Source organism: Streptomyces sp. CNX435, from assembly GCF_059570575.1.
The window spans coordinates 280,193-299,968 of sequence record NZ_JCANTA010000005.1 but is presented as its reverse complement, the minus strand read 5'-3'; the positions used below and the strand labels follow the sequence as shown (position 1 = coordinate 299,968).

Annotated in this window: 18 protein-coding genes; 10 read left to right on the top strand and 8 right to left on the bottom strand. The window is 72.8% G+C overall.

The genetic code is table 11. The features are described from left to right. Positions 1–10 precede the first annotated feature (10 nt). Together T328_RS12300 and T328_RS12295 are read left to right on the top strand one after the other, a co-directional pair. Positions 11–841, top strand: a complete 831-nt coding sequence (locus T328_RS12300) for a thiopeptide-type bacteriocin biosynthesis protein (protein WP_496496011.1) — start codon at positions 11–13, stop codon at positions 839–841. Between the two features lie 121 nt (positions 842–962). Beyond that, a complete protein-coding gene (locus T328_RS12295) occupies positions 963–1,928 on the top strand; it encodes a hypothetical protein (protein ID WP_496496010.1) in 966 nt (321 codons plus the stop codon). Positions 1,929–2,290: 362 nt separating this feature from the next. Here the strand turns inward: T328_RS12295 and ychF are convergent, their stop codons facing one another. Beyond that, positions 2,291–3,379, bottom strand: coding sequence for a redox-regulated ATPase YchF (gene ychF, locus T328_RS12290; protein ID WP_496496009.1), 1,089 nt, complete (start codon positions 3,377–3,379; stop codon positions 2,291–2,293). A 188-nt stretch (positions 3,380–3,567) separates the two neighbouring features. On the opposite strand from ychF, the gene T328_RS12285 reads away from it, so the two are divergent. After that, entirely contained in the window at positions 3,568–4,302 is a 735-nt protein-coding gene (locus T328_RS12285; RefSeq protein ID WP_496496008.1) for a DUF6542 domain-containing protein, read from the top strand. Here the strand turns inward: T328_RS12285 and T328_RS12280 are convergent. Beyond that, entirely contained in the window at positions 4,223–5,224 is a 1,002-nt protein-coding gene (locus T328_RS12280) for a 4-hydroxy-3-methylbut-2-enyl diphosphate reductase (RefSeq protein ID WP_496496007.1), read from the bottom strand. The genes T328_RS12285 and T328_RS12280 overlap by 80 nt on opposite strands. Positions 5,225–5,330: 106 nt before the next feature. Here T328_RS12280 and xseA point away from each other — a divergent pair, with 106 nt between their 5' ends. Beyond that, complete coding sequence (gene xseA, locus T328_RS12275; protein WP_496496006.1) at positions 5,331–6,542, top strand: exodeoxyribonuclease VII large subunit; 1,212 nt, start codon at positions 5,331–5,333, stop codon at positions 6,540–6,542. A gap of 20 nt (positions 6,543–6,562) precedes the next feature. Continuing rightward, a complete protein-coding gene (locus tag T328_RS12270; RefSeq protein WP_496496005.1) occupies positions 6,563–6,892 on the top strand; it encodes an exodeoxyribonuclease VII small subunit in 330 nt (109 codons plus the stop codon). Positions 6,893–6,902: 10 nt separating this feature from the next. Here the strand turns inward: T328_RS12270 and T328_RS12265 are convergent, their stop codons facing one another. Next, positions 6,903–7,430: a DUF4245 domain-containing protein gene (locus tag T328_RS12265; protein WP_496496004.1), complete on the bottom strand. Its 528-nt coding sequence runs from the start codon at positions 7,428–7,430 to the stop codon at positions 6,903–6,905. 199 nt (positions 7,431–7,629) lie between these two features. Between T328_RS12265 and glpX the strand changes: the two genes are divergently transcribed. Further along, on the top strand, positions 7,630–8,676 hold the full coding sequence (gene glpX / locus T328_RS12260; protein ID WP_496496003.1) for a class II fructose-bisphosphatase: 1,047 nt from the start codon (positions 7,630–7,632) through the stop codon (positions 8,674–8,676). Between the two features lie 78 nt (positions 8,677–8,754). Here the strand turns inward: glpX and T328_RS12255 are convergent, their stop codons facing one another. Both T328_RS12255 and T328_RS12250 read right to left on the bottom strand, forming a co-directional pair. Next, positions 8,755–9,120: a WhiB family transcriptional regulator gene (locus T328_RS12255; RefSeq protein WP_496496002.1), complete on the bottom strand. Its 366-nt coding sequence runs from the start codon at positions 9,118–9,120 to the stop codon at positions 8,755–8,757. Between the two features lie 197 nt (positions 9,121–9,317). Beyond that, the gene (locus T328_RS12250) at positions 9,318–10,028 is read right to left on the bottom strand and encodes a DUF1707 SHOCT-like domain-containing protein (RefSeq protein ID WP_496496001.1); all 711 of its coding nucleotides are present in this window, start codon (positions 10,026–10,028) and stop codon (positions 9,318–9,320) included. 141 nt (positions 10,029–10,169) lie between these two features. Between T328_RS12250 and T328_RS12245 the strand changes: the two genes are divergently transcribed. Further along, positions 10,170–11,897 (top strand): fumarate hydratase, encoded by a 1,728-nt coding sequence (locus T328_RS12245; protein WP_496496000.1) that lies wholly within the window; start codon positions 10,170–10,172, stop codon positions 11,895–11,897. Positions 11,898–11,994: 97 nt separating this feature from the next. On the opposite strand, the gene T328_RS12240 is transcribed toward T328_RS12245, so the two are convergent. Then, positions 11,995–12,681: a hypothetical protein gene (locus T328_RS12240; RefSeq protein ID WP_496495999.1), complete on the bottom strand. Its 687-nt coding sequence runs from the start codon at positions 12,679–12,681 to the stop codon at positions 11,995–11,997. A gap of 175 nt (positions 12,682–12,856) precedes the next feature. On the opposite strand from T328_RS12240, the gene T328_RS12235 reads away from it, so the two are divergent. The 3 genes from T328_RS12235 (at position 12,857) to T328_RS12225 (ending at position 17,294) form a co-directional block, all read left to right on the top strand. Beyond that, positions 12,857–14,293: a class II fumarate hydratase gene (locus T328_RS12235; RefSeq protein WP_496495998.1), complete on the top strand. Its 1,437-nt coding sequence runs from the start codon at positions 12,857–12,859 to the stop codon at positions 14,291–14,293. Positions 14,294–14,318: 25 nt separating this feature from the next. Next, positions 14,319–15,146 carry a cytidylyl-2-hydroxypropylphosphonate hydrolase gene (fomD, locus tag T328_RS12230; protein ID WP_496495997.1) on the top strand — a complete coding sequence of 276 codons (828 nt, stop codon included), beginning with the start codon at positions 14,319–14,321 and terminating at the stop codon, positions 15,144–15,146. A 120-nt stretch (positions 15,147–15,266) separates the two neighbouring features. Further along, on the top strand, positions 15,267–17,294 hold the full coding sequence (locus T328_RS12225; protein WP_496495996.1) for an ATP-binding SpoIIE family protein phosphatase: 2,028 nt from the start codon (positions 15,267–15,269) through the stop codon (positions 17,292–17,294). A 322-nt stretch (positions 17,295–17,616) separates the two neighbouring features. Here the strand turns inward: T328_RS12225 and T328_RS12220 are convergent, their stop codons facing one another. Continuing rightward, entirely contained in the window at positions 17,617–18,912 is a 1,296-nt protein-coding gene (locus T328_RS12220) for a hypothetical protein (RefSeq protein WP_496495995.1), read from the bottom strand. Beyond that, positions 18,896–19,747, bottom strand: coding sequence for a cysteine peptidase family C39 domain-containing protein (locus tag T328_RS12215; RefSeq protein ID WP_496495994.1), 852 nt, complete (start codon positions 19,745–19,747; stop codon positions 18,896–18,898). The genes T328_RS12220 and T328_RS12215 overlap by 17 nt, the downstream gene beginning before the upstream one ends. Positions 19,748–19,776: the final 29 nt, after the last annotated feature.

The following is a 19,776-nucleotide window of genomic DNA, read 5'->3' as shown; positions in this document are numbered from 1 at the left end:
GAGGAACTTCGTGACCCAACCCGCCTGGCGCCAGGTCAACGTGGAGTTCCCGGACTGGGAGCACGCCGAGGCCACCGCCGTCACCGAACTCGCCCCACTCCTCCATACCGCAGAGGCCGTCGGAGCCATCACCACGTGGTTCTTCATCCGCAAACATCCCTGCTGGCGTATCCGCTACATACCTGTCACCGGCGCGCAGAGCCCCATAGACCAGCATCTCGATGAGCTGGTCTCAGCCGGGCACTTCACCGCGTGGACGGAGATCATCTACGAGCCCGAGGTACACGCCTTCGGCGGTGCACAGTCCATGGACTCCGCACACCGGTTCTTCCACCGCGACAGCCGCGGTCTCCTGGACTTCCTCCGCGATGACGCAGCCCGGCACAGGCGCGAGACCTCCCTGATGCTGTGCAACCTCATGATGCGCGCCGCCGGACTGGACTGGTACGAGCAGGGCGACGTCTGGACACGAGTCGCCGCCCACCGCGCTCTGCCACCAGGCTCCGAGCAGAACAGCAACAATCAACTGCACGCCGACGTTCACCGTTTGCTCTCCGTAGACCCCGCGTACGTGATCCAGCCCGGCGGCCCACTGGCAGCGGCCACCGAATGGGCCTCGGCCTACACCGAGGCGGGAATCGACCTGGCCCGCCTCAACGAGAACGGCCAACTCCACCGCGGACTACGGAATGTCCTGGCGCATCACGTGATCTTCGCCTGGAACCGACTCGGCCTTCCCTACGGCACGCAGGCCACCCTCACCGCAGCCGCGAAGACCGTCATCTTCGGCACGGACGCGGCCACCGAGAGGAGCAACGCGGATCATGTGGAAACTCCCTGACAGCATCGCCCGGCGGTTCCCGCTCGTCGCTCGTCCCCGCCCCGCCTGCCTCCCCCTGCACCAGCGAGTCCAGGCACTGGCCGACCTCGCGGACACCGCTCACAAGCAGAGCGACCCAAGCATGGCCTCCACGGTCTTCAACCAGGCCGCACTGATCGCCTCGGACGTCGGTCTCCCCGACATCGCCCGCACCCTGTGCACGCAACACGCTGCCGCCTACCTGTGTGCCACACCCTTACCCTCCGAGGCCGCCGTACGCACGCTCGAACCGGCAGTCAACCTGGCACGCCTCCAGCTCCGTGCCGGGCACCCAGACACGGGGCGCCAACTCCTCCTGACCCTGTTCGACGCCATCACCCACAACAGACCCGCGCAGATCGAGAGCATCACCGTCCCCACGAACCTCGTGGCCACTGACGCCGACCGCAAGAAGGTGCGCACCTGGCTATGGACGGTCCTCCTCGCCGACGGCACACGCGCCCTCACCACCCAAGGACGCTGGGACGAAGCCCTCGCCCACATCGAACTGCACCGCGGCATCGGGACCCGGATGCTGGATGGGCGCCAGGTCGCCGTCCTCGCAGCCCTCACCACCGGCGACACCAGCCGTGCCCGAGACCTGCTCGACCACACGACACCGGGCGACCCATGGGAACAGCTAGTCACCGCCTCCCTGATGGTGCTGTGCCACCTCGCGACCGGTAAATCGACCACTCATCCCGCCGCGGACGTGGCCGACGCCTACCTCCAAGCACCCGCCGGCCACGGCACGACCCTCTTCGACATACGGCTCGGCCTCACGATTCTTGCCGCTGCACGATCCGCCAGCCACACCATCGCCCACGACCTCGTCGACGACCTGCACCGCCGAACGATGGAAGCCCAAGACGGCTACGCCGCCCGTGAAGCCCTTACCGACACGCAGTTCACCGAACTCACCAGCGAAAGGCAGAAACAGCAGTGTCGCGATCTACTGCGCGCGTGCGCCCTGGACTCAGGAGACTTCCCGGACGACCTGCTGAGTGACCTTCTCTCAGCGACACGCGCCGCCGACCGAGTAATTCGGGAAAGCATCCTCGCCATCTGAACGCTGCAGGCGTACGGGGCTCGGGGGAAACGGGATGGTCCAGCGGCCCCGCCCAGCGAGCCACGCGGGCGGCGACGGTGCCGTTCACACACGCTGGGTCCCCCGGATGCGATCACCGAAACGCTCAACCGACGCGGGCGTACACGACGTCCGCCCGCACCCCCTCGCTGACTCACCGTTCGGCGCTCTCCAGCCAATATCCAGCCAGCGTGCGGAGAACGACAGATGACGACAGGTGACGAGCCGTCAGGTCATCCAGCCAAAATCCAGCCACGGGACGCGCACGGGGGCGGCCCGAATCCGGGCCACCCCCGGCTGACCTGGTGGTTTGCTAATTCGCCAGATCCACGGTACTGCGTGGCCTATACATTGAACCGAAACTCCACCACGTCGCCGTCGCGCATCACGTAGTCCTTGCCCTCCATGCGGGCCTTGCCCGCCGCGCGGGCTTCCGCCACCGAGCCCGTGGCCACCAGGTCGTCGAAGGAGATGACCTCCGCCTTGATGAAGCCCTTCTGGAAGTCCGTGTGGATCACGCCTGCCGCCTGCGGGGCCGTCGCGCCCTTCTTGATGGTCCAGGCGCGGGCCTCCTTCGGGCCGGCGGTCAGGTAGGTCTGCAGGCCCAGGGTGGCGAAGCCGACGCGGGCGAGGGTGACCAGGCCCGGTTCTTCCTGGCCTACGGACTGGAGGAGTTCGAGGGCGTCGGCTTCGTCGAGTTCGGCGAGTTCGGATTCGAGTTTGGCGTTGAGGAAGATGGCCTCGGCCGGGGCGACCAGGGCGCGCTGTTCGTCCTTGAAGGATTCGTCGGTCAGTTCGTCCTCGTCGACGTTGAAGACGTAGAGGAACGGCTTCGCCGTCAGCAGGTGCAGGTCGTGCAGGAGGGCGGCGCGGTCGGTGCCCTGGGCGATGCCGGCGGCGAAGAGGGTCTGGCCGGCGTCGAGGATGGCCTTGGCTTCCTCAATGGCGGTGAGTTTGGGGGCCAGATCCTTTTTAATGCGGGATTCCTTCTGCAGCCGCGGGAGCACCTTCTCGATGGTCTGCAGGTCGGCGAGGATCAGCTCGGTGTTGATGGTCTCGATGTCGCCCTTGGGCGAGACCTTGCCGTCGACGTGGACCACGTTCTCGTCCTGGAAGGCGCGGATGACCTGGCAGATCGCGTCGGACTCGCGGATGTTCGCCAGGAACTTGTTGCCCAGGCCCTCGCCCTCGCTCGCGCCGCGCACGATGCCGGCGATGTCGACGAAGTCGACCGTCGCCGGGAGGGTGCGCTGGGAGTCGAAGATGCCGGCCAGGGTGGCGAGGCGGGTGTCGGGGACGCCGACGACGCCGACGTTGGGCTCGATGGTGGCGAACGGGTAGTTGGCCGCCAGCACGTCGTTCTTGGTCAGGGCGTTGAAGAGGGTGGACTTGCCGACGTTCGGCAGGCCGACGATTCCGATCGTGAGCGACACGTGAACGACTTCCAGTACGGAGTAGGGGGCACGGGGACGGGGTCGCGGCGCGGCGGACCCGGTTGACGATTCTACGGGTGCCCGCGGCGCGCCCGGGTGTGTGGATCCTGTGGGACCCCGGCACTCCGTATGAGCGCATTCTGTGCCCCTCCCGGGGTTTCCCCCGCCGTGGGGCCTACCGTGGAGCGATGCGGCATCACCGTACGAACACGGACCCCGACGGAGAGCGACGGCAGGCTCACGTCCCGCGACCGGCGCACGAACCGGGCGCCGGGTCCGAGGAGAGCGCCCAGGTGTACCGGGCGGCGGCGCGGCGGCCCGTGCCGCCGGTGGTGCGTACCCTGCTGCGGCCCGCGGGGCCGCGGCTGACGGCTGCCGGCGGGGGGGTGCTGGCGGGGGCGGTGATGCTGGGTACGGGGGCGTTCGTGCAGGTGGTGATGGAGACCGCGCCGGTGTTCTTCGGGGTGGTGTTCCTGGTGCTCTCGGTGTGCTGCGCGCTGTGGGTCCGGCCCGCGGACGTCGCCGCCGCGCCGATCGCGATGCCGATCGCCTTCGCCGCCGGGACCCTGGCCATCGGCGAGGGCTCGGGCGGCCTCACGTCGCACGTGATGGCCGCCGGTACGACCCTGGCCCTGGAGGCGCCGTGGCTCTACGGGGGCACGCTGCTGGCCGCGGCCGTCGCCCTGCTGCGGCACTTCGCACTGCTCGCCGTACGGCGCAGCCCCGCCGGCGGACCCTTCGGCGGTCCCGGCGCGGGGTCCGGCGAGCCGCCGCTCCGGTCGGCCTCCGGGTCGCGGCGCGCGGCACGGCCGCCGCGGCGGGCCCCGGACGAGGCCGTTCCGGTCAGTCCGTCCCGCCCGAGCCCAGCGCGGCCGCCTCGGCGCGCAGGTCGCGGCGGAGCTCCTTCGGCAGGGAGAAGGTGAGCCGCTCGTCCACCGGCTGCACCAGGTCCACGTCCCCGTAGCCCCGCTCCGCCAGCCACTCCAGCACGCCGTCGACCAGCACCTCCGGCACCGACGCCCCCGACGTCACGCCGACCGTCGCCACCCCGTCCAGCCACGCCTCGTCGAGCTCCTCCGCCCCGTCGACCAGGTACGACGCGGCGGCGCCGGCGTCGAGCGCGACCTCGACCAGCCGCAGCGAGTTCGACGAGTTCTGCGAGCCTACGACGATCACCAGATCCGACTCCGCGCCCACCTGCTTCACCGCGACCTGCCGGTTCTGCGTGGCGTAGCAGATGTCGTCGCTCGGCGGGTCGAGCAGGTTCGGGAAGCGGCTCTTGAGCCGGTCGACGGTCTCCATCGTCTCGTCCACCGACAGCGTGGTCTGCGACAGCCAGACGACCTTCTCGGGGTCGCGCACCTCGACCTGCTCGGCGCCCTCCGGGCCGTCGACGAGCTGGACGTGCTCCGGCGCCTCGCCCGAGGTGCCGACGACCTCCTCGTGGCCCTCGTGGCCGATGAGGAGGATGTCGAAGTCGTCCTTGGCGAACCGGACGGCCTCCTTGTGCACCTTCGTCACCAGCGGGCACGTCGCGTCGATCGACGCGAGCCGGCCCTGCTTCGCCTCCTCGTGGACGACGGGGGCGACGCCGTGTGCGGAGAAGATCACGATGTTGCCGGGGGGCACCTCGGCCGTCTCCTCGACGAAGATCGCGCCCTTCCGCTCCAGCGTCTTGACGACGTACTTGTTGTGCACGATCTCGTGGCGCACGTACACCGGCGAGCCGTACTGCTCAAGCGCCTGCTCCACCGCGATCACCGCCCGGTCCACGCCGGCGCAGTAGCCCCGGGGAGCGGCGAGCAGGACGCGGCGGGCGGGCTGCGGAGTGCGCGAAGCAGTCATGGCGCCATGGTACGGAACGCCGGATCCGGGTGAGGAGGGCGCAGCCGCCCGCACGTCACCCGCCGGAGCCGCCCACGTGTCGTACCCCGCCGTTAGGCTCGGGCACATGGCGGTGAACACGGCAGAGACGCCCATGCCCGTCGGGGTCGTCTCGCGGAAGATCGGCGGCTGGATCGACCGGCTCGGCGCGCTGTGGGTGGAGGGGCAGATCACCCAGCTGTCGCGGCGGCCGGGCGCCGGAGTGGTCTTCATGACGCTGCGCGACCCGGCGCAGGAGGTCTCCCTGACCGTGACGTGCTTCCGCGACGTGTTCGACAAGGTGGCCGATGTCATACAGGAAGGCGCCCGCGTCGTCGTCTTCGCCAAGCCCGTCTGGTACGCGCCGAGTGGCCAGCTCTCGCTGCGCGCCGCCGAGATCCGCCCGGTGGGCGTCGGCGAACTGCTCGTGCGGCTGGAGCGGTTGAAGAAGGCGCTGGCCGCGGAGGGGTTGTTCGCGCCGGAGCGCAAGAAGCCGCTGCCGTTCCTGCCGCGCCGCATCGGGCTGGTGACGGGGCGGGCGTCGGCGGCCGAGCGGGACGTGCTGGAGACGGCGCGGCACCGCTGGCCGGCGGTGCGGTTCGAGGTGCGGCCGGTGGCGGTGCAGGGGGTGCACGCGGTGCCGCAGATCATCAAGGCCGTGCAGGAGCTGGACGGCCACCCGGAAGTGGACGTCATCATCGTCGCGCGGGGCGGCGGCAGCGTGGAGGACCTGCTGCCGTTCTCGGACGAGCAGTTGGTACGGGCCGTGGCCGCGTGCCGTACGCCGCTGGTCTCCGCCATCGGCCACGAGCCGGACAACCCCCTCCTGGACTACGTGGCGGACCTCCGCTCCCGTACGCCCACGCACGCCGCCAAGGACGCCGTGCCGGACGTCGGCGAGGAGCACGTCCGGATAGAGCAGCTGCGGCTGCGCGCGCTGCGCGCGCTGACGGGGGTGCTGGACCGCGAGGAGCGCGGACTCGCGGCGTGGCTGAGCCGGCCGTCGATGGCCGAGCCGTACGGGATCGTCGACGAGCGCGCGGAGGTCGTGGACGCGCTGCTGGCGCGCAGCAGGCGCACGCTGGCGCATCTGCTGGACCGCGCGGACTCCGAGCTGGAGCACACCCGCGCCCGGGTCGTCGCCCTCTCCCCCGCCTCCACGCTCAAGCGCGGCTATGCGGTGCTGCAGCGGCAGGACGGCGCGGCGGTGCGCGCGGCGGATGAGGTGCGCGCGGGCGAGGAGCTGCGCGCCCGGGTCGCCGACGGGGAGTTCGGTGTCACGGTCGGCCCGGTGTCGTAGGAGGGTCCTAAGGTGGGGCCATGGCAGAGACGAAGGACCGGGGGATTCTCGGCTACGAGCAGGCGCGGGACGAGCTGATGGAGGTCGTGCGCCGGCTGGAGTCCGGCGGTTCGACCCTGGAGGAGTCCCTGGCGCTATGGGAGCGCGGGGAGGAGCTGGCGCGGATCTGCCGGCAGTGGCTGGACGGCGCCCGCGAACGGCTCGACGCGGCGCTGGCGGAGTCGGAGGAAGCGGAAGAGGAAGAGGAAGAGGAAGAAGAAGAAGAAGAAGATGAAGAAGAGGGAGACGACGTAGCGGACGCGGGCGACGAGGACGCGGTCGCGCCGGGCGCCGCCGACCGGGCGGGCTGAAACCCTCCGGCTACTTCTCCTTCAGCGCCGACGCCATCCGCGCCAGCTGCTCCAGGCTCCCCGTGCCGGTGACCACCGTCGTCACGCCGTCGCCCGCGTGCACCAGCGCGTCGTACGACGTGCCCTCGTACCGCGCCCACTCCTCGCCGGCCACCCGCCGGCTCTCGCCCGTCGGCCGCGCCTCGCGGGTGACCTTGCGGACGAAGCTGTCGGAGTTCTTGCTCCCCTGCTCCAGCGCGACGTACTCCTCGTCGGGCGTGACGAAGCCCAGGTGCCACGTCGTACCGTGATCGCCGGTCCCGCGGTACGTCACGGAGTTGGCCCGCCAGTCGTCCGGCAGCCCCACCGGTGCGACGACCGGGAACGGCGCCGCGCGGCGGGCCTGGCCCAGCTCCTGGCTGTAGGAGACGGCCTCCATCTCGTTGCCGTCGCCCCCGCGCGGGATGGCGCCGAAGTAGACGACCAGCGCCACGCCGCAGGTGATCGTCAGGCCGCCCGCCAGGTTGCGCACCGTCCGCATGCTGTTCCTGTCTGCCACCCCTCTATCGTCCCTCATCCCGGAGCGGCCCCGCCCCCCGGGGCGGGCACCCGGCGGGCGGCACCGGAACCGACCCGCTCATCCGAGGGCCGATATGCTCATAATGGCGATAAACCGATAGGCTCGTACTGCCCCCTATGCCGCCCCCTACCAGCCCTGCCACCCCTACGGCCGTCGACCGAGCGGAAGGTCCTCACCGATGCCGCAGCCCCACGAGACGCCCCACCACCTCCCCGAGCAGCTGGAGGTTGCCCCCGAGGCCCCCGACCGCAACCTCGCCCTGGAGCTCGTCCGGGTCACCGAGGCCGGCGCCATGGCCTCCGGCCGCTGGGTCGGCCGCGGCGACAAGAACGGCGCCGACGGCGCCGCCGTACGCGCCATGCGCACCCTGGTCAGCACGGTCTCGATGAACGGCGTCGTGGTGATCGGCGAGGGCGAGAAGGACGACGCCCCGATGCTCTTCAACGGCGAGCACGTCGGCGACGGCACCGGCCCCGAGTGTGACGTAGCCGTCGACCCGGTCGACGGCACCACGCTCACCGCCAAGGGCATGGGCAACGCCGTCTCCGTGCTGGCCGTCGCCGAGCGGGGCGGCATGTTCGACCCGTCCGCGGTCTTCTACATGGACAAGCTCGCCACCGGCCCCGAGGCCGCCGAGTACGTCGACATCAACGCGCCCGTCGCCGCCAACATCCGCCGCGTGGCCAAGGCCAAGGGCGGCACCGCGCAGGACGTCACCGTCTGCGTGCTGGACCGGCCGCGCCACGACGGCCTGGTGCAGGAGGTCCGCGAGGCCGGGGCGCGGATCAAGTTCATCTCCGACGGCGACGTCGCCGGCGCCATCATGACCGCCCGCGACGGCACCGGAGTCGACCTCCTGCTCGGCGTCGGCGGCACCCCGGAGGCGGTCATCGCGGCCTGCGCGATGAAGTGCCTGGGCGGTACGTTCCAGGGCCGGCTGTGGCCGCGGGACGACGAGGAGCGCCGGCGGGCGCTCGACGCCGGCCACGACCTGGACCGTACGCTGCTCATCGACGACCTGGTCAGCGGCGAGAACGTGTTCTTCGTCGCCACCGGCATCACGGACGGGGAACTGCTGCGGGGCGTGCGCTACCGGGCGGACCGGGCCTTCACGCAGTCGCTGGTGATGCGGTCGAAGAGCGGCACGATCCGGCAGATCGAGTCGGAGCACCGGCTGTCGAAGCTGCGCGCGTACAGCTCGATCGACTTCGACCGGCCCCTGTAGTTCGACCGGCCCCCGTAGGGCGTGACGGCCCGGCCTAACGCCCCCGGGAGAACCGTTTGTCCAGGCGCCGCGGGCGCCTCAGCCCGCCTGCGCTATCCCCCGCGGCGCGGTCAGCTTCTCCGCCGCCTCGCGCCGCCGGCGGCGCGCCTGCACGACCCGCCGCTCCGCCGCCGTGAGCCCGCCCCACACGCCGTACGGCTCGGGCAGCAGCAGGGCGTGCTCCCGGCACTCGACCATCACCGGACAACGTGCGCAGACGCGCTTCGCGGCGGCCTCGCGCGACAGCCGGTCGGCGGTCGGCTCCTTCGACGGTGCAAAGAACAGCGCGGCCTCGTCCCGCCGGCACACGGCCTCCGTGTGCCAGGGATCCCCCTCTTCCCGCCGGCCGGTGCGCTGGATCGGCACCTGGGCTTCCTGCAGGGACTGCTGGTGGGACTGCAGCACGGTCCACTCCTGACGACGGCGTTGGGGATCAGGGACAAACTGTCTCGTCAGGCGTACGACCGTTCGCACCTGCAGCCGTACGGATGAGACGATGAACGTGCTCTACCCGCTGTACGCGCGCTTATGCGCCGAGTCGCCTCGCGGGATGGAGGCGCTCCTTCCGCGTCTCCGGAGACAGTTGGGACGGTGGCGCGGGCTCAGTGACCCAGCCCGTGCTTGCGCATCCGGTCCGTCAGGTTCTTAAGGATTTTGCCCTTTTTCCCCTTGGCCTCCACACCGCCGAAGAGCGCGAAGCCCGTGACGACCACCACCGGCGCACGCGGGTCGTCCGCCTCCTGCGCGTGCACGTCGAAGCCGCCGAAGATGGCCGTGCCGGAGCCGCGCAGGGACACGTTCTCCGGGACCTTGATGTCGACGCCGCCGAAGATGGCGGTCGCGTTGATCACGATCTCCTGCTGGTGGAAGACCGCCTCGGTCAGATCGATGTCCACGCCCCCGAAGAGTGCGAACGCCGACGTCCTGCGCCCCACGCTCCAGCGCCCCTTGCGCCCGGAGCCGCTGAAGATCGCGACGAGGGTCTGCGGCTGCGGCGGCGGGTACGACTCGGGGGGCGGGGACGACGCCGCCGGGCCGGTCTCGCGCCGGCCCACGGGCAGGTCGCGTACCAGCGGCTCCAGCTCGCCCACGGTCTTCGCGTTGTACACGCCGTCGATCCGCTCGGCGTGCTCCTCCGGGTCCAGCCGCCCCTCGGCGAGCGCCTCGCGGAGGATGTCGGCCACCCGGTCGCGCTCCGCGTCGGAGGCGCGCAGCTCCCCCTCCGCGACCGGCTTCTTCGACAGCGAAGGCTGGGCGGCGGGCACGGGGGCAGGAGCGGGGGCGGGGGCGTCGTCACGCGGGGTCTCGTCCACGGCACCAGCGTAGCCAAACGCGATACATCGTGACTAGAGCCCGTCAGGCCGGCGGGAGGGAGACCTCGCACCGCCGCCCGTTCCCCGCCGTCCTAACCTGGAGGGCGCACAGCGACCGCCTCCCGACGACGAAGGAACGCGATGACCGCCACCGCCCGCCCCGCCAGCCCCGCGTTCCAGTACACGGACCTCCTGCCGCTCGGCGCGGACACCAGGGAGTACCGCCTGCTGACGACGGAGGGCGTACGCACGGTCGAGGCCGGCGGGCATACGTTCCTCGAAGTCCGGCCGGAGGCGCTGCGGCTGCTCGCCGCCGAGGCGATGCACGACATCTCGCACTACCTGCGCCCCGCGCACCTCGCCCAGCTGCGCGCCATCTGCGACGACCCGGAGGCGTCGCCCAACGACAAGTTCGTCGCGCTCGACCTGCTGAAGAACGCCAACATCTCGGCCGCCGGCGTGCTCCCCATGTGCCAGGACACCGGCACGGCGATCGTCATGGGCAAGCGCGGCCAGCACGTGCTGACCGCGGGGCGGGACGAGGAGGCGCTGTCGCGCGGGGTGCACGACGCGTACACCAGGCTCAACCTCCGCTACTCCCAGATGGCGCCGCTGACCATGTGGGACGAGAAGAACACCGGCACCAACCTGCCCGCGCAGGTGGAGCTGTACGCGACCGACGGGGACGCGTACAAGTTCCTCTTCATGGCCAAGGGCGGCGGCAGCGCCAACAAGTCGTTCCTCTACCAGGAGACGAAGGCCGTCCTCAACGAGGCGTCGATGCTCCGCTTCCTGGAGGAGAAGATCCGCTCGCTGGGCACGGCCGCCTGCCCCCCGTACCACCTCGCGATCGTCGTCGGCGGCACCTCCGCCGAGTACGCGCTGAAGACCGCGAAGTACGCCTCCGCGCACTATCTCGACTCGCTGCCCACCGAGGGCTCGCCCACCGGCCACGGCTTCCGCGACACCGAGATGGAGGCCACGGTCTTCGAGCTGACGCAGACCCTCGGCATCGGCGCGCAGTTCGGCGGCAAGTACTTCTGCCACGACGTGCGCGTCGTCCGGCTGCCGCGGCACGGCGCGTCCTGCCCGGTCGCCATCGCGGTCTCCTGCTCCGCCGACCGGCAGGCGCTGGCGAAGATCACGGCGGAGGGCGTCTTCCTGGAGCGGCTGGAGCACGACCCGGCCCGCTTCCTGCCCGACACCACGGCGGCGGAGCTGACCGCGGGCTCGGCGGGCTCCGTGGGCTCGGCGGGCTCCATGGACGAGGCGGTACGGATCGACCTCGCCCGGCCGATGGCCGAGGTGCGGGCGGAGCTGACGAAGTACCCGGTCAAGACGCGGCTGTCGCTCAGCGGCACGCTCGTCGTGGCCCGCGACATCGCGCACGCGAAAATCAAGGAGCGCCTGGACGCGGGCGAGGAGATGCCGCAGTACCTGAAGGACCACCCGGTGTACTACGCCGGCCCGGCCAAGACCCCCGAGGGCTACGCCTCCGGCTCCTTCGGCCCGACGACGGCGGGGCGGATGGACTCGTACGTCGAGCAGTTCCAGGCGGCGGGCGGCTCGATGGTGATGCTGGCCAAGGGCAACCGCTCGAAGCAGGTCACCGACGCCTGCGCCGCGCACGGCGGCTTCTACCTGGGGTCGATCGGCGGGCCGGCGGCGCGGCTGGCGCAGGACTGCATCAAGAAGGTCGAGGTCCTGGAGTACGAGGAGCTGGGCATGGAGGCGGTCTGGAAGATCGAGGTGGAGGACTTCCCGGCGTTCGTCGTCGTCGACGACAAGGGAAACGACTTCTTCACCGACCCCGGCCCGGTGAAGCCGTTCGTGACGAGCATTCCGGTGCGGGGCGCGGCGAAGCCGTAGCAGGCACGGGGGGGTGTAGGGAGCGTACGGGGAGGGGCGGGCCGGGTCGTGCCGGGCGCCCCCGCGGGCGTACGAGCCGGGCGGTACGCCGGCGCCCTCAGCGCCGCCGCGCCGCCGCCCGGCGCCGGAGCACGTACACCACGCCGCCACCGCCCAGCAGCAGCGCGCCCGCGGCCAGCCCGTACGCGGCGCCGGTCTCGGAGTCGTCCGCGGCCTGCGCCCCGGGGCCGCCGTCGCGGTTGCGGCCGTCGTCGGCGGGGCGCGCCGGCGCGTCGGTGAGCTTGTCGATGTCCGGTGCGCACACCACCGGGATCTCCGCGTTCTTCTTGTACGCGCACGCCGTAGCCACCAGGTTGCCCGCCGTCGGCGCCTGGGCCGTCATCCGCGTCCGCGCGGTGAACTCGGTGCGCTTGCGCCCCTTCAGGTCCGCGGTCCAGACCACCTCGCGTCCGCGGAGCCTGCCGCCCTCGCCCGGCTCGACCAGCTCCATGCCGTCCGGCAGCGACTGCCGGATCTCGATGCCCTTGATCGGCCCGTCCTGCAGGCTGGCGATGCGGGTGACGTACGTGGCCTCCTGACCGGGGCCGGTGGTCTTGCGCGCGTTGCCGATGGCGATCTTCATCGCGGGGCCGGTCACCCCCGGTACGTCCTTCCCCTTGTCGTCGTCCTGCTGGACGGCGCCCGCCTGCTGCGCCGCCGCGGCGGCGAGCAGGGCACAGGCGAGCGCGGCGGCGCGTGCCCCGCGGCGAATACGGGGGATGCGGATGCGAAGGCTGGTCGTCACGTCACTCCTCGGGCCGAACCCGTCCGGTGTCTCCCGGTCCCTGCCGGTCCCGATCGATTCCACCGTGCCGCCGCGCACGCCCGCCGCAGCCGCCGCGGCAAGTCCGCCAAGGCCCCCGCCGAATCCACCGTTCGGCGCACGGGCGGTGTCGGTGGGCGGTCGTATCCTCGGCAGCATGAGCCAGCCCGACGCCCCGTCCCCCGCCGAACGCCCCGGATCCGACGGCTTCCGCACCGAGCACGACTCCATGGGCGAGGTCCGCGTCCCCGCCCGCGCCAAGTGGCGCGCCCAGACGCAGCGCGCCGTGGAGAACTTCCCGGTCTCGGGGCTGCGCCTGGAGTCCGCCCACATCGCCGCGCTGGCCCGGATCAAGGCCGCCGCGGCGAAGGTCAACGCCGAGCTGGGCGTGCTGGACGCGGACGTCGCCGCGGCCGTGCAGGCGGCGGCGGAGGAGGTCGCGACGGGCCGGTGGGACGCGGAGTTCCCGGTCGACGTCTTCCAGACCGGCTCCGGCACGTCGTCGAACATGAACATGAACGAGGTGCTGGCGACCCTCGCGCAGGAGAAGCTCGGCCCCGACGGACCGGTGGTCCACCCCAACGACCACGTCAACGCCAGCCAGTCGTCGAACGACACGTTCCCCTCCTCCATCCACATCGCCGCCACCGGCGCCGTCGTGGCGGACCTGATCCCCGCGCTCACCCATCTGCGGGCGGCGCTCGCGGGCAAGGCGGAGGAGTTCGCGGAGGTGGTCAAGTCCGGGCGTACGCACCTGATGGACGCCACGCCCGTCACCCTCGGCCAGGAGTTCGCGGGCTACGCCGCCCAGGTCGGCACGGGCGTCGAGCGGCTGCGGTCCTCGTTGCCGCGGCTGGCGGAGCTGCCCCTCGGCGGCACCGCGGTCGGCACGGGCATCAACACCCCGCCCGGCTTCGCCGCCGCCGTCATCGCCGAGGTGGCGCGGGCCACCGGGCTGCCGCTGACCGAGGCCCGCGACCACTTCGAGGCCCAGGGTGCCCGGGACGGCCTGGTGGAGACCTCGGGCCAGCTGCGCACGATCGCGGTCGGGCTCACCAAGATCTGCAACGACCTGCGCTGGATGGGCTCCGGCCCGCGCACCGGGCTCGCCGAGATCTCCCTGCCCGACCTGCAGCCCGGCTCCTCGATCATGCCGGGCAAGGTAAACCCGGTGGTCCCCGAGGCGGTGCTGATGGTCTGCGCCCAGGTCGTCGGGAACGACGTGACGGTCACCACCGCCGGCGCCTCCGGCAACTTCGAGCTGAACGTCATGCTGCCCGTCCTCGCCCGCAACGTGCTGGAGTCCGTCCGGCTCCTCGCCAACGCCGCCCGCCTGCTCGCCGACCGCACGGTCGCCGGCATCACGGCGCACGCCGCCCGCGCCCGGGAGTACGCGGAGTCCTCGCCGTCCGTCGTCACGCCTCTCAACCGCTACCTCGGCTACGAGGAGGCGGCCAGGGTGGCGAAGAAGTCGCTGACGGAGCGTAAGACGATCCGCGAGGTGGTGCTGGAGGGCGGCTATGTGGAGCGCGGGCTGCTCACGGAGGAGCAGTTGGACAGTGCCCTGGACGTGCTGCGGATGACCCGGCCGTGACGGGGCCGCTGGATACCATCGGCGGATGCACGGGCCAGACGCGACGCTTGACGGCGGCAAGTACGGCGGGGACAGCAGGGACGGCAGGACCACTCAGGACGTCGCGGAGGCGGACGCCCGGTGGGCACCGGGGGACCACATCCTCTGGCGCTACCGCACCAACAGCCCCGACGCGCCCGACGCCCCCGACGCCGCCGGCACAGCCCGCACAGCAGGCGCTCACGGCGCAGCAGCCGCGGCCGGTGCCGCCGGCGCCCTGGGCCGTACCGTGGCCGTCTGCCGCCCCGTCACCGTCGTCCGCGACGACGCCGAGACGCTCGCCGTCTGGGTGGCGCCGGACACCGAGTGCGTACGCCCCGTGCTCGCCGACGGCACCGAGCTGCACCACGAGCCGCTGGTCACCCGCTACACCAAGCCGCACCGGCCGCACCGCACCCGCTGGTTCGGCACCGGCGTGCTGAAGCTGGCCCGGCCCGGCGAGCCGTGGTCCGTCTGGCTGTTCTGGGAGAACGACTGGAATTTCAAGTCCTTCTACGTCAACCTCGAAGCACCGCGGGTGCGGTGGTCCGGGGGCGTGGACTCCGAAGACCACTACCTGGACCTCGTCGTGCGCGCGGACCGCTCCTGGGAGTGGCGGGACGAAGACGAGTTCGCCGCGGCCCAGCGGGCGGGTCTGATGTCCGCGCCCCGGGCCGCGGCCGTACGGGAGGCCGGCCGGCAGGCGATCGACGCCATCCAGGCGTGGGGGCCGCCGTTCTCCGCGGGCTGGGAGCGCTGGCGGCCGGACCCGAAGTGGACAGTTCCGCTTCTTCCGGCGGATTGGGACCGCACGCCGGCGCGCTTGTCTTCATGAGCCTCTTGCTGCGCCCCGGTAGGTCAAACGTAGGATCGACGTCCACAGCACCGCAGTGCCCACAACTCAACCCGCCCTCGGGAGACTTGGGTGGAACGGCCGGATGGACGGTACCGACACGTGACGGAGCGCGACAGGCGGCGGGCAGCCGCCGAGCGGACGGAGTCCGGCAACACCCTTGCCGCCTCCGGCACGGAGGAGGCGGTGTCGCCGACCCCACCAGCCGCGAACTCGGCCGACGGCATCCCCGACCCGCGTGACGCCCTGCACCGGGCGCAGGCGCCGCAGCCCGCGGGCACGCCGCCCGCGGCGGACGCCACGGGCGGTGTGCCCGCGCACCAGGGCGCCGACGACACCCCCAGCGGCGGCCGGCCGCGCCCCCAGCCGGGCGCCGGTGCCGACGCGGACCCGGCCCGGGCCCCGGGCCGGCAGTACGAGGAGGACGCCGCCTCGGCGCGGCTGCGGTTCCTCGGCGCGGCGACCCGCCGGATCGCCCGCGGCATCGACCTGGACGAGATCGTCCTCGGCCTGTGCCGCTCCGTCGTCCCGTCCTTCGCCGACGCGATCCTCGTCTACCTGCGCGACCCGCTGCCGGTCGGCGACGAGCAGCCGACCGAGCCGTTCCGGCTGCGGCTGCGGCGTACGGACCGGATCACCGACGGCGTCGAGGACGTCGACAGCATGGGCGGCAGCCGGCTGCTGCCCGCCGCGGAGCCGGAGGCACCGGGTCTGGGCGCGGCCGAGCAGGTCGACGTCGTACGGGCCGGGGCGCTGCTGGAAGTGCTGCGCGGCGTGCGCCCGGTGTTCGGCGAGACGCTGGCCGCCCGCGCCGCGCTCATCGAACTGCTGGGCCGCGAGAGCCCGCTGGCGAACGCGCCGGCCGACAAGCGCACGATCGTCGCGCCGCTGCGCGGCCGGCGCCGGGTGATCGGGGTGGCGGTGCTCGTACGGGGTCCGGCGCGGCCCGCGTACGGGCAGGACGACCTGCTGATCGCCGCCCAGCTGGCCACGCACACCGCGCTCGGCGTCGACAAGGCGGTGATCTACGACCGCGAGGCGTACATCGCCGACCAGCTGCAGCGCACGATGCTCCCCGAGTACCTGCCGGAGCCGACCGGCGTCCGGCTCGCCAGCCGCTACCGGCCCGCGGCCGAGACCGCGCGGGTCGGCGGCGACTGGTACGACGCGATCCCGCTGCCCGGCAGCCGGGTCGCGCTGGTCGTCGGCGACGTCATGGGCCACTCGGTGACCTCCGCGGCGATCATGGGCCAGCTGCGCACCGCCGCGCAGACCCTGGCCCAGCTCGACCTGCCGCCGCAGGAGGTGCTGCACCACCTCGACGAGCAGGCGCAGCGACTCGGCGACGACCGCATGGCCACCTGCCTGTACGCGGTCTACGACCCGATCGCGCACACCCTCACCGCCTCCAACGCCGGCCACCCGCCGCCGGTCCTGCTCCGCCGCGACGGCGCCAGCGAGGTGCTGAACGTACCGCCGGGCGCCCCGATCGGGGTCGGCGGTGTGGGCTTCGAGGCGGTGGAGCTGCAGGCGCCGCAGGGTTCGACGCTGCTGCTGTACACGGACGGCCTGGTCGAGTCCCGGCTGATGGACGTGTCCACCGGCATCGACCAGCTGTGCGCGCGGCTGACCCGCACGGCGGCGCTGACCGGCCCGGGCAACCCGCCGCCGCTGGAGCCGCTGTGCGACGAGGTGCTGGACGTCCTCGGTCCCGGTGACCGGGACGACGACATCGCCCTGCTCGCGGCGCGGCTGGACGGTATAGCGCCGAGCGCGGCGGCACAGTGGTCCCTGGACCCGCGGGCGCAGGCGCCGCGCGAGGCGCGCTCGCTGGCGCGCGGAGCGCTGGCGGGGTGGGGCCTGGAGGAGCTGACGGACATCGTGGAGCTGCTGGTGAGCGAGGTGGTGACGAACGCGGTCCGCTACGCCCAGCGCCCGGTCACGCTCCGCCTGGTGCACACGGACCGGCTGCGCTGCGAGGTGGTGGACGACGTGCCGCAGCTGCCGCGGATGCGGCGGGCGGGACCGGCGGACGAGGGTGGCCGGGGGATGTTCCTGGTGAACAAGCTGGCCCGGCACTGGGGCGCGGAGCGCCTGAGTGTGGGCAAGGTGGTGTGGTTCGAGATCTGAGGCGGGCCGGGGCGGAGCCAGGGGCGCGCACGCACGGCTCGCGGCGGGAGGTGTTCCCCGATCCCGCCCCTTCCCGAACCCCGGGGGCTCCGCCCCCGGGACCCCCGGCCCGAGCGCCTACGGCGCCGGGGTATGACCGGTGCCCAAGGGGCTCCGGACCGGTGGCTTCGCCACGGGCACCCACACCGGGCGCCCGCCCCACGGCCGGCGCCGCAGGCGCTCGGCTCGGGGGGTCTCGGGGGGCGCAGCCCCACGAGTTTCGGGAAGTGGGGGTACCGCCCACGCCCCCTGGGCGTAGGGGGAGGGGTCGGGGAACAACCCCTCAGCCGCAGGCCGGCAGCGGGGGCAGCGTCGACGCCCGCGTGAGCTGGACGACGTCCGCCGCCGCCGGGTCCTTCGCCTCCCCCTCCGGGTACGCCACCCCCAACCCCCCGTCCCGCGCCAGCGCATACCCATACCGCGGCGTGATCCGCGCGTACGACCGCGTCCGCAGGTCCAGCGCCCACGCCGCCTCCGTCGTGCGCCACGTCACCACATCGCCGCTCACCTGCACCTGGTCGACACCCCCCAACTCGGGCGCCGGCACGGCCCCGTCGCCCCCGCCTCCGCCCCGCACCAGCGCCAGCGGCTTCGGCCATCCCTCCCGCCACACGTACAGCCGCAGCCGCTCCACGTCCCCGCCCGCCCACGCCCACGTCCGCCCGTCAGACGCCACGTACCGGATGTTCCGCAGCTCCGCGATCGGCCCCGGCAGCTCCGCCCGCCGCAGCGTGTCCATCGAGACCGCCGCGAGCCGGGTCTCCGGCCGGCCGTCCGGCGACTCCCCCTGCCGCAGCCACACCAGCAGCCCGCCCGCCGCGAACGGCGTGTCCACGACGCCCTCGTACAGCGTCCGCCGCGCGCCGCCCGCGGCACCCGCGCCGCCACCGCCGCCCAGGTCCCGCGCGTACACCGCCGACTTCCCGCCGCCCGTGCCCTGCGCCCAGAACAGCCGCCCGGAGCGCACCACCGCCTGCACGAACGGCCCCGGCACCGCGCTCTGCCCGTCGCCCGCGATCTCCGCCCGCGCGACCGGCTCCCGCCGTCCGCTGGTCGCGTCCCAGGCGTAGAGCGTCCAGGGGCTCTCCAGCTGCCGCCCCTCGACGACGTCGAAAACCAGCCACCGGCCGTCGAAGTCCGCGCTGCCCAGCTGGTGTTCCACCGGGTCCGCGAGCCGCATCACCCGCCGCGGCTCGCCGCCCTCGCGCAGCACGACCGAGCGCCGCTCGCCGCCGTCCCCCGGGCCCGAGGACTGCAGCACCGCCCACCCCGCCCCCGGGCCGACCTCCGTGAGCACCGCGCGCTCCCCGTCCGGCACCGGGACCCGCCCGTCGGCCAGCGCGTCCGACCACCCGTCCGGCAGGTCCACCTCGCAGGCCCGGTCCCGCACGGGCGCCCCGGTCGGCGTCCCCGTCGGGGGCGCCGCCGTGCGCGTACGCGACCCGTCCCGGCCGTCCGCGCCGTCGCCGCCCCCCGACGAGCACGCGGGCGTGCCCGCCAGGAGGACGGCGCCCAGCGCCGCGGCGGCTACGCCGCGGGCGCGCCGGGCGACGGGCCGGGGCTCACCAGACGTACCCACGACCGCCCATGATGGTGGTGATGGTGTCCGACGAGATGGTCGCCGTGCGGGGCACGGTGCCCGCCCACGAGATGACGCTCGTCGACACCCCGCCCACCGGGTCGCGGTACTGCACGGTGCGCGCGCCGTCGTCGCTGTGGCCGTCGATCGACACCCAGTGGAAGATCTCCCGGTTCGGGTGTCCGACGAGGTGCGGGCCGCCGACGACCTCCCAGGCGTTGCCCGCGATCGCGTAGTCGCCGGAGGTGTTGTGCACGATGTGGTCGCGGAAGTTGTCCTTGTCCGTCGCGCTCGGCGTGTACGGGAGCGCCTTCGGCACGTAGCCCGCGCCGGAGAGGCGGTGGTTGAGCACGTCGGGTATGGGATAGCCGGTCGGGTTGGGGACGTTCGCGTTGATGCCGTACCAGGCGGTGCCGGAGGAGTTCGTACGCAGCTGACTGCCGGCCTCGGTCTGGGACCGGTTGCCGACCTCGTCGCGCGCGGACTGCGTGGTCACGAGGGCGGCCGGGCCACAGTAGTAGGAGTTGATCTGGGACTGCTGTACGGCGCCGGAGGAGACGATCGCCGCCGCCCCGGTGTCGCCGCTCGCCGCGAACCGCTGCGCCGACCGCAGCGCCGCTCCCTCGGCCGCCGCCGACTTCTCGGCGAGCAGCCGCTGCTGCGCCGCCGTCAGCCGCTCCGGCGGCAGGGTGTCGGTCCGCTCCTTGTACGCGCCGGCCGCGGCACCCGGCGCCGGCCCCGGCTCGGCCGCCTGCGCGGGGCCACCGGTGAGTGCGAGGGCGGCGACGAGCATGCCGCCCGCGCCCGCTGCGGACACGGCTCGAATGGTGGACATCGCTGTCTCCTGTCGTTCGTGGGGGTGAC